The organism is Cryobacterium sp. N21 (genome assembly GCF_002929575.1).
Classification (GTDB): domain Bacteria; phylum Actinomycetota; class Actinomycetes; order Actinomycetales; family Microbacteriaceae; genus Cryobacterium; species Cryobacterium flavum.
This window is the reverse complement of the sequence record NZ_PJJQ01000032.1, coordinates 93685-107937: the sequence shown is the minus strand read 5'-3', so window position 1 is coordinate 107937 and position 14253 is coordinate 93685. Positions and strand designations below refer to the sequence as shown.

Here is a 14253-nt window from a genome sequence, read left to right as displayed (position 1 = left end):
ACCGAATGAAAACCGAATGAAAGTTGCCCTCGTGCCCAAGATCTATTCCGACATCACCGAAGCCGTTGGTGGGACCCCCCTCGTCAAGCTGAACCGTTTGACCGCCGGCCTCGGCGCCACCGTGCTCTTGAAGCTCGAGTTCTACAACCCCTCCAGCAGTGTCAAGGACCGCATCGGCGTCGCGATCATCAACGCCGCCGAGAAGGACGGCTCGCTGAAGCCGGGCGGAACCATCGTCGAAGCCACCAGCGGTAACACGGGTATCGCCCTCGCTATGGTCGGCGCCGCCCGCGGCTACACGGTCATTCTGGCTATGCCGGAGACCATGAGCAAGGAACGCCGCGTCATGATGCGCGCTTATGGCGCCGAAATTGTGCTGACGACTGGTGTCGACGGCATGCGCGGCGCGGTCGAGAAGGCCGCCGAGATCGTCGCGAACACCCCGGGCGCGGTTCTCGCCAGCCAGTTCACAAATCCGGCCAACCCGGCCATCCACCGCGCCACGACCGGCCCGGAAATCTGGAATGACACCGAGGGTGCCGTTGACATTCTCGTCGCGGGCATCGGTACCGGCGGAACGCTTTCCGGCACCGGCGGGTACCTCAAAGACCAGAAGCCGGGCCTCAAGGTTGTCGGCGTCGAGCCGATCGACTCCCCCATTCTCACCGGCGGAAAGCCCGGCCCGCACAAAATTCAGGGCCTCGGCGCGAACTTCGTTCCGGAAACCCTGAACCGCGAGGTCTACGACTCGATCACCGATGTGACCCTGGCCGACTCGCTCGCGACGGCGCGTTCACTCGGCACCGATGAGGGCATCCTCGGCGGTATCTCCGGCGGCGCCGCTGTCTGGGCTGCGCTCGAGCAGGCAAAACTACCCGAGAACGCTGGCAAGACCATCGTCGTGATTGTTCCCGGCTTCGGCGAGCGGTACATTTCGACGGTGCTGTACGAAGACCTGCTGGACTAAGAGAACGCTGTCTGCCCTTCAATGAATCCCTTACGGCGCCTCCGCGAAGACATCGCGGCTGCGCGCACCCACGACCCCGCCGCGCGCAGCAACACCGAGGTTTTTCTGGCCTACAGTGGGCTGCACGCGGTCTGGTCGTATCGGGTCGCTAACCGGTTATGGCGCGCCGGGCTGCACCTGCCCGCTCGTCTGCTGTCCCAGGTGACCCGGTTTCTGACCGGGATTGAGATTCATCCGGGCGCGACCATTGGCCGCCGGTTGTTCATCGACCACGGCATGGGCGTCGTGATCGGTGAGACGGCAATTCTCGGCGACGATGTCATGTTGTACCACGCGGTGACGCTGGGCGGCAAGAGCCGTCACGGGCATGCGCGCGGTGTGCGGCGGCATCCGTTTCTGGAAGACGGTGTCACGGTGGGGGCCGGCGCCAAGGTTCTCGGCCCGATCACGATCGGTGCCTGGAGCACGATCGGCTCCAACGCCGTAGTGACCAAGGGCGCTCCACCGCGGTCGCTGCTCGTGGGTGTGCCGGCGACGATTCGCCCGCAAACCCCCGCTACGGTCGAGTCCGCGCGCGGCGGCACCCTCGAACCCGAGTACTACCTCTAGTCGGTCGAAACTGCGGACGGGGCCAGGGCCCCGTCCCTGGGCCAAGTTTATAAACTGGGCCCGTGGACGGGGCCTGGGCCCCGTCCACGTGGGGGTTACTCGGGGTCGCCCAGCTCGGCCAGGCGGGTTTCCTCGTCGGCGTGGATACAGGAGTCGATGACGGGGCCGAGGGCTCCGTTCATGACGGCGTCCAGGTTATACGCCTTGTAACCGGTGCGGTGATCGGCGATGCGGTTCTCCGGAAAGTTGTACGTGCGGATGCGCTCTGAGCGGTCCATCGTACGAATCTGTCCCTTGCGCACGAGCGACGCTGCCGCATCGATCTCTTCCTGCTGACGGGCCAGAACGCGGGCGCGCAGCACGCGCATGCCGGCTTCCTTGTTCTGCAGCTGCGACTTCTCGTTCTGCATGGCCACCACGATTCCGGTGGGAAGGTGGGTGATGCGCACGGCAGAGTCGGTGGTGTTGACCGACTGCCCGCCAGGACCGCTCGACCGATACACGTCGATCTTGAGGTCGTTCGGGTGAAGCTCGACCTCTTCGGGCTCGTCGACTTCGGGGAAGACGAGCACGCCGGCCGCTGAGGTGTGGATGCGTCCCTGCGACTCGGTGGCCGGCACGCGCTGAACGCGGTGCACACCCCCCTCGTACTTGAGGTGCGCCCACACGCCTTCGGCCGGGTCGCTCGAAAATCCCTTGATGGCGAGCTGAATGTCTTTGATACCGCCGAGGTCGCTCGAGGTCTGCTCGATGATCTCGGTTTTCCAGCGGTTCGACTCGGCGTAGTGCAGGTACATGCGCAGCAGATCGGCGGCGAACAGTGCCGATTCGGCGCCGCCCTCCCCCATCTTGATCTCCATGATCACGTCGCGGGCGTCGAGTTCGTCGCGCGGGATCAGCAGACGGCGCAGCTTTTCAGCCGTGACGTCCAGCTGTTCGACGAGGTCCGGGATCTCTTCGGCGAAGGCAGCGTCTTCGTCGGCGAGCTCACGAGCGGCCTCGAGGTTGTCTTCAACCTCTTTCCACTCGTGGTACGCCGCGATGATGCGACTCAACTCGGCGTAGCGCCGGTTGACCTTCTTCGAACGGGCCGGATTCGCGTGCAACTCCGGATCCGCCAACTGCGACTGCAGGTCGTCGTGCTCGGCCAGCAGCGTGAGGACGGATTCGAACATTACTTGTCCTTGTCTGACCCGTTCAGGGTCGGCATCGACTTCTGAACCTGCATGAGGAATTCAACGTTCGACGCGGTCTCCTTAAGACGGCCGAGGATGAGCTCAAGCGCCTGCTGCTGTTCGAGCCCGGCGAGGGCGCGGCGCAGCTTCCAGGTGACCTTGACTTCATCGGCGCTCATCAGCATTTCTTCACGGCGGGTGCCCGAGGCGTTCACATCGACGGCCGGGAAGATTCGCTTGTCGGCGAGCTGACGCGACAGGCGCAGTTCCATATTGCCGGTGCCCTTGAACTCCTCGAAGATGACCTCGTCCATTTTGGAGCCGGTCTCCACCAGCGCGGAAGCGAGGATGGTGAGTGAGCCGCCATTCTCGATGTTGCGTGCCGCACCGAAGAAACGCTTCGGCGGGTACAGAGCGGATGCGTCAACGCCACCAGAGAGGATGCGGCCAGAGGCCGGGGCCACGAGGTTGTAGGCGCGGCCGAGGCGGGTGATCGAGTCGAGCAGCACGACGACGTCGTGGCCCAGCTCGACCAGACGCTTGGCACGCTCGATGGCGAGCTCAGCGACAACGGTGTGGTCTTCGGCCGGGCGGTCGAAGGTGGAGGCGATGACCTCACCCTTGACCGTGCGCTGCATGTCGGTGACCTCTTCGGGACGCTCGTCGACCAGTACGACCATGAGGTGGACCTCGGGGTTGTTGGTGGCGATGGCGTTCGCGATCTGCTGCATGACGATGGTCTTACCGGCCTTCGGCGGTGCGACGATCAGGCCACGCTGGCCCTTGCCGATCGGGGCGACGAGGTCGATGATGCGCTGCGTGAGCTTGCCCGGCTCGGTCTCGAGGCGCAGGCGCTCGGTCGGGTACAGCGGGGTCAGCTTGTGGAAGTCGACGCGGGCCGCGGCCTCTTCAACGGTCTGGCCGTTGATGGAGTCGACCTTGACGATGGCGTTGTACTTCTGACGACCGGACTGGTCGCCCTCGTGCGGCTGACGGATGGAGCCGACGACGGCGTCACCCTTGCGCAGGTTGTACTTCTTGACCTGGCCGAGCGAGACGTACACGTCGCTCGCACCCGGCAGGTAACCGGACGTGCGCACGAACGCGTAATTGTCGAGCACGTCGAGAATACCGGCGACGGGAATGAGTACGTCGTCGTCGTTGACCTCGGGTTCGAAGTCATCGCCCTGGTTCGGGCCGCGACGCTTGCGGTCACGATACCGGTTGCGGTTGCCGCGGCCGTTCAGGTCGTCGTCGAGCTGGTTGCGGTCCTGACCGCGGTCATTCTGGCCCTGATTGCGGTCCTGGCCACGCTCGTTCTGACCCTGATTGCGGTCCTGGCCACGCTCGTTCTGACCCTGATTGCGGTCCTGGCCACGCTCGTTCTGACCCTGGTTACGGTCGGCCTGGGCCTGCGCGCGCTCCTGGTTGCGTTCCTGGTTGCGCTCATTGCGAGCCTGACGCTGGCTCTGTGCCCGCGTCATTCCCTCGTCGTTGGTGCCGTTCTGGTTGCGGTCGTTCTGACCACGGTCGTTCTGGGCGTTCTGGTCGCCCTGGTTGCGGTCGGCGCCCTGCGCACGGTCGCCACCGCGGCTGCGGCTGCGGCTACGGCCCTGACGCGGTGCACCGGAATCGTTCTGCTGATCATTCGACTGGTCGTTCAACTCGTCGGTTGATTCGACCGACGCGTCGGGTGCGACCTCTGCAGAATCGGCGACACCGTCAGACTCGGCGGGCGTCTCATCCGGTACGACAGCGGTGGTGCGCTGCGACGACGCACGCCGGGACGGACGGCGCGTGGATGCCGCGACCTCAACGGGTGCATCGGCCGGCGCATCAGCGGAGTCGGCAACCACAGCGGCGGCGTCATCGAGGGGCACCGGTGCGACCTGCACGCGCTTGCGTGCCTGGCGAACCGGCTTGTCAGCATCCGCTCTGGTGGGAGCAGCGTCGTCGACTACGGGAGCAACGGTGGTGGACGTCACAACGCCGCGGGCGTTACGAGCGATGCGCGAGCCGGCCGCCGGAGCGTCGGGCAGGATGATGCCGAATCCGGTGCTGGCGTCGGCATTGACGTGGGATTTGGCGGGAGCAGCGGTCGCGGTACTGGCACGACGCGGTGCACGCTTGCGGGGGGCCGTTTCGAGTGCCTCGGCGAGGCTCTCGATCGGTGCGATCTCGGGAGCAGCCTCGACAGGGGCTGCCTCAACGACCGGCGCGTCGGCGGGAGCAGCGGCGCTCGTGCCGGACTGAGCCGTTTGGATTGCCTCCACAAGTTCGCCTTTACGAAGTTTGGAAGCGCCGGGGATTTTCAGTTCAAGGGCCAGAGCCTGAAGCTCGGACACGCGAAGGGTACTCAGACGGGGAAGATCCGAGCCAGCGGCGCGGAGGTTGACATCAGTCACGAAGGGGGTTCCTTTCCCCTGCCGAACAAAGATTCAGGTCAGGAGAGATGTATGCAGCGAGAATTGCGCTGCGGGTGATCCAATCCGACAAATGGAGGGGATTGGTGTAAACACCCACCGCTACGCAGAAATTCGCAATAACAGTGAGGTACAGGGAATGCACCGGAGAAGATGTCGCTCAAGGCGGTTTCTATCGGGTGCACAACAACCATAGCATCCCGGAGCCAGTCGCTTCGACAGCCTGAGGACCGGCCGAGCCGACGCGCGCCGCGGAGGCCGACTCGACTCGACTGCTCCCTACGCCGCGGTCTCCGCCGTCGTCTCCCCCGCGTTGTCCACCGTGAGCGGATGCACGGTGGCGCCCTGAACGTCGACGGCGAGCATGAGTGCTCGCCACGGGGTATCAGAGTTGCTGGCCACGAGTTCGGCAGCCACCAGGCGCTGGCTCGGGTCGCTCGCCAACACCAGAATGGATGGCCCGGCACCGGACACGACGGCAGCGAAGCCGGCCGCGCGCAACAGGGTGATCAGCTTGTTCGTCTCCGGCATCGCCGCGGCACGGTAGCTCTGGTGCAGTTTGTCCTCGGTCGCGGCCAGCAGCAACTCCGGGCTCTGGATGAGCGCGGCGATCAGCAGCGCCGAACGCGACAGGTTGAATACGGCGTCTTCGTGCGGCACCGAGGCCGGCTGCAGGCTGCGCGCGAGCGCAGTGGACATCTCCTGCTCGGGCACAAAGACGAGCGGCTTGACGCCGCGGTGCACCATGAGTTTCTTGTGCCGCGGGCCTTCCTGCGTCGTCCACGCAATGGTCAGGCCACCGAACAGAGCGGGCGCCACGTTGTCGGGGTGCCCTTCCATCTCGGTGGCGAGCACAAGCAGCATCTCGGCGTCGATGTCGACGATGCCCTCGAGCAGGCCCTTGGCCGCCATGATGCCCGACACAATGGCAGCGCCGGAGGAACCGAGGCCGCGCCCGTGCGGGATGACGTTGTGCGCGACGATGTCAAGCCCGGGCATAGCCTGGCCAACAGCGTTGAAGGTGTGGATGATGGCCCGTACGACGAGGTTGGTCTCGTCGGTGGGAACCAAACCGGCACCGACACCGTGCACCTCGACGAACACGCCGGGTTCGCTCCGCACGGTCACCTCGAGCTGGTCGTACTTGGCCAACGCCAGACCGAGCGTGTCAAAGCCGGGGCCGAGGTTGGCCGTCGTAGCCGGAACCTGCACCGAGACAGCGCGGCCGATCAACGAGACAGGGCTGGTCATGCCTTGGCCAGGCCGAGCACGCTCGCGATTTCGGCGGTATCGATCGGAACAATTGTGGGCTTCACATCGGAGCCGTCGGCGGTGCGGAGCGCCCACTGCGGGTCTTTCAAACCGTGGCCGGTGACCGTGATGACCACGGTCGATCCCTTCGGAATGAATCCGGCTTCGGCACGCTCGAGCAAGCCGGCGACGCCGATAGCGGATGCCGGTTCCACGAAGATGCCGACCTCGGCCGAGAGAATGCGGTGGGCTTCGAGAATCTTCGCGTCGGTGATGGCGCCGAAGTAGCCGTCGCTCTGCTCACGGGCGTTCAGCGCGAGGTCCCACGATGCCGGGTTACCGATGCGGATGGCGCTCGCGATGGTGTCGGGGTTCTCAACGCGGTGGCCGAGCACGATCGGGGCGCTGCCCGAGGCCTGGAAGCCGAACATGCGCGGCAGCTTCGTGGTGGCGCCGCGGGCGACCTCTTCGCTGTAGCCGCGAAAGTACGCGGTGTAGTTGCCGGCGTTGCCGACCGGAACGAACTGAAAGTCGGGGGCGTCACCGAGCACCTCGACGACCTCGAAGGCCGCGGTCTTCTGTCCCTCGATGCGGTCGGGGTTGACCGAGTTGACCAGGTGCACCGGGTAGTTGGTGGCGAGATCGCGGGCGATGTCGAGGCAGTCATCGAAGTTGCCCTGCACCTGCAGCAGCTGGGCATTGTGCGCGACGGCCTGGCTGAGCTTGCCCATGGCGATCTTGCCTTCCGGCACGAGCACGGCGGCAGTGATGCCGGCGTGGGTGGCGTAGGCGGCAGCGGAGGCGCTGGTGTTGCCGGTCGAGGCGCAGATGACGGCTTTCGCACCGTCTTCCATGGCCTTGGAGATGGCCATGGTCATACCGCGGTCCTTGAACGACCCGGTCGGGTTCATTCCCTCAAACTTGATCCAGACCTTCGCGCCGGTGCGCGCGGAGAGCGCGGCGGCCGGAATGAGCGGCGTTCCACCCTCACCCAGGGTGATGATCGGGGTCGCGGCCGAGATGTTCAGTCGGTCGGAGTATTCGTTCAGCACGCCCCGCCACTGGCGGCTGACGATCGCCGCGGGGTTGGTCAGGCTGGCACTGGTCTCGCTTGGGCTAAACATCAGACTCCTTCAACTCTCAAAACGGATGCGACTTCGCTGACAACACTGTTGGTGGCCAGGTCCTGCACGGTGGCGGCGAGTGCGGCCTCCGTTGCGTCATGGGTCCCGATAACTAGGGTAGCCGTGGCCGAGCGCGCCGCACGACTCTTCGTTGCCATCACGGCCGGCGTCATGGACTGTTCCACGAGCGCCAGCGACACCTTGCGCTTGCTGAACACGCTCGCGATGGTCGCGAGCACGCCGGGTTCGTCGGTCACTTCGAGGGTCACGGCATAGCGGGTGGTGACCCGGCCGATGTCGAAAACGGGCAGTTCGGCGTAGCTCGACGCGGCCACTCCCGGCCCGCCGGCGACGTGACGCCGGGCAATCGAGACGACGTCGCCGAGAACGGCAGAGGCCGTCTCAACTCCCCCGGCGCCAGCGCCATAGAACATGAGGCTGCCGGCGGATTCCGCCTCGACGAAGACGGCGTTGTTGGCGCCGTGCACGGAGGCCAGCGGATGACTGCGCGGAACCATCGCCGGGTAGACCCGCGCCGACACCCCGTCGACCCCGTTTTCATCGGTGACGCGCTCGCAAATGGCCAGCAGCTTCACGACATAGCCGGCCTTGCGGGCTGATTCGATCTGCGCCGGCGTGACCTGCGTGATGCCCTCGCGATAAACGGATGCCAGCGGCACCGTCGTGTGGAACGCCAGACTCGCCAGAATGGCCGCCTTCTGCGCCGCGTCGAAGCCGCCGATGTCCGCGGTCGGATCGGCCTCTGCGTAACCGAGCGCGGTGGCCTCGGCCAGCGCGTCCTTGAGACTGGACCCTTCGGTATCCATCCGGTCGAGAATGAAGTTCGTGGTGCCGTTGACGATACCAAGGATGCGCTTCACCTGGTCGCCGGCGAGGCTTTCCCGCAGCGGACGCACGATGGGAATTGCCCCGGCGACGGCGGCCTCGTAGTTGATCTGGGCGCCGACCTGGTTCGCGGCGGCGAACAGCTCGGGTCCGTGGAGGGCGAGCAGCGCCTTGTTGGCGGTGACAACATCCGCTCCACTGCTGACCGCGAGCAGAATGTAGCTGCGGGCCGGCTCGATGCCGCCCATGAGTTCAATGACGATGTCAGCACCGAGAATGAGTTCTTCAGCGTTGGTTGTGAATAGTTCGCGCGGCAGGTCGACGGTGCGTTCCGCGTTCACATCGCGAACCGCGATGCCGACCAGTTCCAGGGTCGCGCCGACCCGGTTGGCAAGCTCAGGGCCCTGTTCGAGGAGCAGGCGGGCTACCTGGGCGCCGACGGATCCACCGCCGAGGAGGGCGACACGGAGATTGCGGTATTCGATCTTCAAGATTCTCCTCCGTTGGTGGGCGGCATGGCCCCGGTGTCCCGCGCGAGCAGGTCGGCAATCGTTTCGCCGCGCACCAGAACACGCGCTGTGCCATTGCGCACAGCGACGACGGGCGCGCGGCCCTGATAGTTGTAGTTGTTGGACAGTGCCCAGCAGTAGGCGCCGGTGGCGGGCACGGCGAGCAGGTCGCCTGGGGTCACATCCCCGGGCAGATAGTCAGCGTCGACGACGATGTCGCCGCTCTCGCAGTGTTTGCCGGCGATACGCACGAGCACCGGAGGTTCGGTCGACGTACGGTCGGCGAGGCGTACGGCATAGTCGGCGCCGTAGAGGGCGGGGCGCACGTTGTCGCTCATGCCGCCATCGACGCTGACATAGAGCCGCTGCGTACCCGAGACGTCGACGGCCTTGGTCGTGCCGACCCGGTACAGGCTCACGCCGGAGCGACCGATGATGACCCGGCCGGGTTCGAAAGCCACGACCGGCAGCGGGATGCCCAGCCGATCGCACTCGGCGGCGACGATGTCGGCCAGGGCTCGAGCGAGTTCGCGAATCGGAGTGGGTTCGTCGGCGCTCGTGTAGGCGATACCGAAGCCGCCGCCCAGGTTCAGCTCCGGCACCGGACCATCCGCCAGCAGGGTGGCGTGCAGCTCGAGCAGACGTGCGGCCGACTCGGCGAATCCGTCGGCGCCGAAGATCTGCGACCCGATATGGCAGTGCAGACCGACGAAATTGAGCGCTGGTTCAGCGCGAATCAGCGCGACCAGCCTGGGCGCGTCACTGAGCACGATGCCGAATTTCTGGTCTTCGTGCGAGGTGGCCAGAAAATCGTGGGTGTGCGCGTGCACGCCGCTGTTCACGCGCAGACGCACGTTCTGCACGCGGCCGTTGCGGGCTGCCGCTTCGGCGACGCGGCCGATTTCGACCTCGCTGTCGATCACGATCGTGCCGACACCGACCCGGGTGGCCTCATCGAGTTCGGCCAGGGATTTGTTATTGCCGTGAAAGCCGAGCCGGGCCGGGTCCGCGTAGCCGGCCAGCGCGACGGCGAGTTCGCCGCCGCTGCACACGTCGATGTTGAGGCCGGCGGCGGTCATCCAGCGCACGATCTCGGTGGAGAGAAAGGCTTTGCCGGCGTAGTACACCTTGGCACTTGTGCCGATGCGGGCGAACTCGGTCTGGAACACGGCGAGCAGCTCGGCGGCGCGGGAGCGGGCATCCGTTTCGTCGATGACATAGAGAGGGGTGCCGAATTCGGCGGCGAGGGCCGTGGCACTCACTCCGCCGAGCACGAGTTCGCCGGTGCCGCTGCGAATGGTCGAGGTCGGCCAGAGTCCGGGGGCGAGCGCGTTGGCGTCGGCGGGAATGTGCAGCCAGTCGGGTGCCAGTGGGTTGGACGAGCCGTCCGAGGGATCAAGTGTCACGGGAAGTACCTCACGAGAGTCGAAGGGGAATCTCAGCGAGCGAACCCGGATTGGTCCCTGAAGCCGGAAAATGAGCCAGCCCGCGAATGGGGCGTGCCTGACTGGATTCTACCGCCGCAGGTGGCGAGGTTCGAATTAGCCGGAGCAGGTGCCGAGGGTGGTCAGCGACTGCCGGGTGAGCATAAGCGTGCTCGACTCCAGCGTAACGCGTGCCCGCTCGGGAGAAATGTCGACACCGTTCAGTTCGACGCCTTCGGGCAGGTACCCAGCGACGCAGACGCTGATGGGCGCCTGCTGGAGAATCAGATTGACCAGGGGTGTCGCATCGATGTCGCCGACGCCGCTCGTGACGGTGGCTTCGGTGGGCGCGATGTTCACTGTGTCACCGGCGGCGGTTGCCGTGGCGGTGGCGCTGTAGCCCACGTTGAACTCGAACAATTTCACCGTGCCGGTGTAGGTGACGACGCCGGCACCGAGGGTCATCACGGCGTCAGCCGGAGCCGTGCCGGAGGCCTGAACCAGCTGGTTGAGCGCGGCCTGGTCCACGTCGAGGGTGGCGGTGAGCGAGCCGATGGCCTTGGCGGTGTTGGTCGACACATCACGAGCCACGACGTGAACGGATGCCGGCACGCCGTCTACCGTGAGGCTGGGTGCGGTCAGTTCCACCTGGTCGAAGCTGCCGGCGATGAACTGGGCGATCACCGAGGTGCCGCCGATGGTGACGGTGACGTCACCGGTCACCGAGGCGGGCATGCTCTTGGTGATTTCTTTCTCAGCGGTGTCCTGCGCGAAGGCGCGCAGCCCGCCGTCTACCAGAAAGTAGGCGACGACGAGCAGCACGGCGAGCACGCCCACGATGATCAGCGGAACGAGGCCACGACGTTTGGTTCTGGCCATGATCACATGCGCTCCGGGGCAGTGACGCCGAGCAGGCCGAGGCCGTTGCGAATCACCTGGCCGGTGGCGTCGTTGAGCCACAGGCGGGTACGGTGCAGGTCGGTGACCGGTTCGTCACCGAGCGGAATGACCCGGCAGTTGTCGTACCAGCGGTGGTAGTAGCCGGCGACCTCTTCGATGTAGCGGGCCACGCGGTGCGGCTCGCGTAGTTCGGCGGCCTGGGCGACGATGCGCGGGTACTCCTGCAGCACGCCGAGCAGCGCGGATTCGCTGTCGTGCACGAGCAGCTCGGGGGCGAAGACGGTGCGTTCGACGCCGCTCGCGGTGGCATTGCGCGCCACGGCCGACGTACGGGCATGGGCGTATTGCACGTAGAAGACCGGGTTGTCGTTGGTGCGTTTGCCGAGCAGGTCGAGGTCGATGTCGAGCTGCGAGTCGCTGTTCGAGCGCACCAGCGCATACCGGCCGGCATCGACCCCGACCGCGTCGACGAGGTCGTCGAGGGTGACGATGGTGCCGGCGCGCTTCGACATGCGCACCGGCTCGCCGTCTTTGAGCAGGTTGACCATCTGGCCGATCAGAATCTGCAGGTTCACGCCCGGTTCGTCACCGAAGGCTGAGACCATCGCCATCATGCGGCCGACGTAGCCGTGGTGGTCGGCGCCGAGCATGATCAGGCACTGGTCGAAGCCGCGCTCACGCTTGTCGAGGTAGTAGCCGAGGTCGCCCGAGATGTAGGCGGGTTCGCCGTTGGAGCGAATGATGACCCGGTCACGATCGTCGCCGAAGGTGGTCGTGCGCAGCCAGATGGCGCCATCCGCTTCGAAGATGTGGCCCTGTTCGCGCAGGCGATCGATGGCACGGTTGACGGCGCCGGATTCGTGCAGGGAGTCTTCGTGAAAGTACACGTCGAAGTCCACGCCGAAGCTGTGCAGCTTCTCTTTGATCTCGGTGAACATGAGGTCGACGCCGATGGAGCGGAACACCTCCTGCTGTTCCTCGCGGGGCAGGGCCGCGACGTCGCCGTCGTACTTCGCGAGTACGTTGGCGGTGATGTCGCCGATGTAGGCTCCTCCGTAGCCGTCTTTGGGGGTGGGCTCGCCGAGGTAGCTGGCCAGCACGCTGCGGGCGAAGCGGTCGATCTGCGAACCGTGGTCGTTGAAGTAGTACTCGCGGGTGACGTCGGCGCCCTCGGCCTGGAGCACGCGAGCGAGGCTGTCGCCGACGGCGGCCCAGCGCACACCGCCCATGTGGATCGGTCCGGTGGGGTTGGCCGAGACGAATTCGAGGTTGATCTTGAGGCCGTCGTAGAGGTGACCGGTGCCGTAGGCGTCGCCGAGGTTCACGATGGTCTGCGCGAGTGCGCCGGCCGCCGCCGCTTCGAGGCGAATGTTGATGAAACCGGGGCCGGCGATTTCAACGGATGCCACATCGCTCAGCTGTTCGAGACCGGCGGCCAGTTCGGCGGCGATTTCGCGCGGGTTGGCACCGAGGGGCTTGGCGATCTTGAGCGCGATGCTAGAGGCCCAGTCGCCGTGGTCGCGGTTGCGTGGGCGTTCGACAGCGACGTCGGCGAGGGTGAGTCCGAGGTCTACCCCAACAGTGTCAGCCTCACGTCGGCGCTCGCTGACGTCGAGAATGAGGTCAAACAGGGACTGGGAGAGTTCGTCAGGAGTCACCGGTCAATCGTACCGGCCCCTCCTGTTGGTAAGGTCAACGCGTGACTGATACACGCGTCTACCCCACTCTCGTTCGTTCCACTCGTGGCCGGGCGAGCGTCCTGCTCGCCGCTGGCACGCTGTTCGCCCTCGTTCTGACCGGGTGCAGTGGTGGCGACGAGCCGAAGCCCACGGATTCTGCGACCGCAACGAGTGGGGCATCCGCTGACCCCACCGAGAGCGCTGCGCCGTCATCGTCTCCGACGCCGGAAGCGACCGGATCCGCGATCACGCAGACCTGTGGCGACCTGCTCACCCTGCAGGATGTCTACGATTTCAACCCCAACTATGGCACCGCTCCCAACTACTCGCCGAGTGCCGGCAGTCTGGGCGAGACCGCCGCAACGTACAACGGCCTGACCTGCGGCTGGTCAAACCAGACCAGCGGCGAGCTCATCGAGATCTCGGTCGTGACCCCCAACGATGTGCTGATGACCACGCTCAAGCATCAAGCGGATGCCGATAGCCAGGCCGTTCCCAGCTACGGCACCCCGCCGGCTGTGGACGGCTTCTTCACCTATGCCGGTGGCGTCGGTCAAGCGCAGGTCTTCACGGAAAAGTACTGGGTCACTCTCAGCACCGCCGCGTTCTTCGAGCCCGGCGATGCCGAGCCCCTCATCTCGACGGTGCTCTCGCACCTCGGCTAGCAGATTTTGTCGGCTGACCCGTGGTGGGTCTTGGCAGCCGGGGCATGATGCTAACCTTGAATCACCCTGGCCCCCATAGCTCAGGGGATAGAGCACTGCCCTCCGGAGGCAGGGGCGGCAGTTCGAATCTGCCTGGGGGCACACTGTCACGTGCCACGCTAATTCGGACTTCTGCCACCTAGTTCGGACAAACCTTTCCCCTAGGTCCCTAACAGCGATGGCAGCACGGTCAAAGCGCAGCTCTCCGAAGCAGCCGGTGCAGACCTGCCCGGGCTCCACCTCTTCCGTTGAGCTTGCGCACTTATGCCAGTTTCAACTCGCTAAGGCCCCACGCAAGCTGGCACCTGCGTGTCATTTTCGCAAAAAATCTGCTGCTACCCAGCCGTGGTCGGCAACATCTGGGTACTTCGCGACGAGTCCCACATCCAGAAAACTCGCCACCGCCGCTGGCTCGCTCTTGCATTACATATACGCAGCGAAACCATCTCAGTCCGGCCTGCAGTATTCACAGATGGGCGCAAGTGGTTCGGCGAAGTGGCTCACCGAGCAGCCCTCGAACGTCCCTTGCAGTTAACCTCGTCGGGATAGAGTTCGTGGTCCGATTACGGGAAAAGGCTTGGACCGTGCAGACTATGGCCAGAGCCTGAATTCAGGTGCCAATCGGGGGCCCGAGCTTTTCCA

At 65.4% G+C, this 14253-nt stretch carries 11 protein-coding genes and 1 tRNA gene; 4 read left to right on the top strand and 8 right to left on the bottom strand.

What is annotated here, in order from left to right; translation table 11 throughout:
- Window positions 1-16 precede the first annotated feature (16 nt).
- Together cysK and epsC are read left to right on the top strand one after the other, a co-directional pair.
- Window positions 17-967, top strand: a complete 951-nt coding sequence (cysK, locus tag CXY77_RS09170; RefSeq protein ID WP_104129974.1) for a cysteine synthase A — start codon at window positions 17-19, stop codon at window positions 965-967.
- A gap of 21 nt (window positions 968-988) precedes the next feature.
- A complete protein-coding gene (epsC, locus tag CXY77_RS09165) occupies window positions 989-1576 on the top strand; it encodes a serine O-acetyltransferase EpsC (protein WP_092340860.1) in 588 nt (195 codons plus the stop codon).
- A 95-nt stretch (window positions 1577-1671) separates the two neighbouring features.
- Here the strand turns inward: epsC and prfA are convergent, their stop codons facing one another.
- From prfA to argS, 8 genes are all read right to left on the bottom strand, one after another.
- Complete coding sequence (prfA, locus tag CXY77_RS09160) at window positions 1672-2751, bottom strand: peptide chain release factor 1 (RefSeq protein WP_104129973.1); 1080 nt, start codon at window positions 2749-2751, stop codon at window positions 1672-1674.
- A complete protein-coding gene (gene rho / locus CXY77_RS09155) occupies window positions 2751-5156 on the bottom strand; it encodes a transcription termination factor Rho (protein WP_104129972.1) in 2406 nt (801 codons plus the stop codon). The genes prfA and rho overlap by 1 nt, the downstream gene beginning before the upstream one ends.
- 297 nt (window positions 5157-5453) lie before the next feature.
- Window positions 5454-6425, bottom strand: a complete 972-nt coding sequence (gene thrB / locus CXY77_RS09150; protein WP_104088741.1) for a homoserine kinase — start codon at window positions 6423-6425, stop codon at window positions 5454-5456.
- A complete protein-coding gene (gene thrC, locus CXY77_RS09145; RefSeq protein ID WP_092340856.1) occupies window positions 6422-7549 on the bottom strand; it encodes a threonine synthase in 1128 nt (375 codons plus the stop codon). Before thrC ends, thrB begins: the two co-directional genes overlap by 4 nt.
- Window positions 7549-8886 (bottom strand): homoserine dehydrogenase, encoded by a 1338-nt coding sequence (locus CXY77_RS09140; protein ID WP_233197326.1) that lies wholly within the window; start codon window positions 8884-8886, stop codon window positions 7549-7551. The genes thrC and CXY77_RS09140 overlap by 1 nt, the downstream gene beginning before the upstream one ends.
- Window positions 8883-10310, bottom strand: coding sequence for a diaminopimelate decarboxylase (gene lysA, locus CXY77_RS09135; RefSeq protein ID WP_104129971.1), 1428 nt, complete (start codon window positions 10308-10310; stop codon window positions 8883-8885). The genes CXY77_RS09140 and lysA overlap by 4 nt, the downstream gene beginning before the upstream one ends.
- A 135-nt stretch (window positions 10311-10445) precedes the next feature.
- On the bottom strand, window positions 10446-11207 hold the full coding sequence (locus CXY77_RS09130) for a DUF2993 domain-containing protein (protein WP_104129970.1): 762 nt from the start codon (window positions 11205-11207) through the stop codon (window positions 10446-10448).
- A gap of 2 nt (window positions 11208-11209) precedes the next feature.
- Window positions 11210-12886, bottom strand: a complete 1677-nt coding sequence (gene argS / locus CXY77_RS09125; protein WP_104088736.1) for an arginine--tRNA ligase — start codon at window positions 12884-12886, stop codon at window positions 11210-11212.
- Between the two features lie 41 nt (window positions 12887-12927).
- On the opposite strand from argS, the gene CXY77_RS09120 reads away from it, so the two are divergent.
- A complete protein-coding gene (locus tag CXY77_RS09120; protein WP_104088735.1) occupies window positions 12928-13572 on the top strand; it encodes an iron ABC transporter ATP-binding protein in 645 nt (214 codons plus the stop codon).
- Between the two features lie 69 nt (window positions 13573-13641).
- Window positions 13642-13713 (top strand) — tRNA-Arg (locus tag CXY77_RS09115).
- Window positions 13714-14253 lie beyond the last annotated feature (540 nt).

Bases quoted from the DNA above. Each gene is read 5' to 3' on its own strand.
- thrB (WP_104088741.1), bottom strand. From the start codon at position 6,425: ATGACCAGCCCTGTCTCGTTGATCGGCCGCGCTGTCTCGGTGCAGGTT.
- prfA (WP_104129973.1), bottom strand. From the start codon at position 2,751: ATGTTCGAATCCGTCCTCACGCTGCTGGCCGAGCACGACGACCTGCAG.
- thrC (WP_092340856.1), bottom strand. From the start codon at position 7,549: ATGTTTAGCCCAAGCGAGACCAGTGCCAGCCTGACCAACCCCGCGGCG.
- epsC (WP_092340860.1), top strand. From the start codon at position 989: ATGAATCCCTTACGGCGCCTCCGCGAAGACATCGCGGCTGCGCGCACC.
- cysK (WP_104129974.1), top strand. From the start codon at position 17: ATGAAAGTTGCCCTCGTGCCCAAGATCTATTCCGACATCACCGAAGCC.
- CXY77_RS09130 (WP_104129970.1), bottom strand. From the start codon at position 11,207: ATGGCCAGAACCAAACGTCGTGGCCTCGTTCCGCTGATCATCGTGGGC.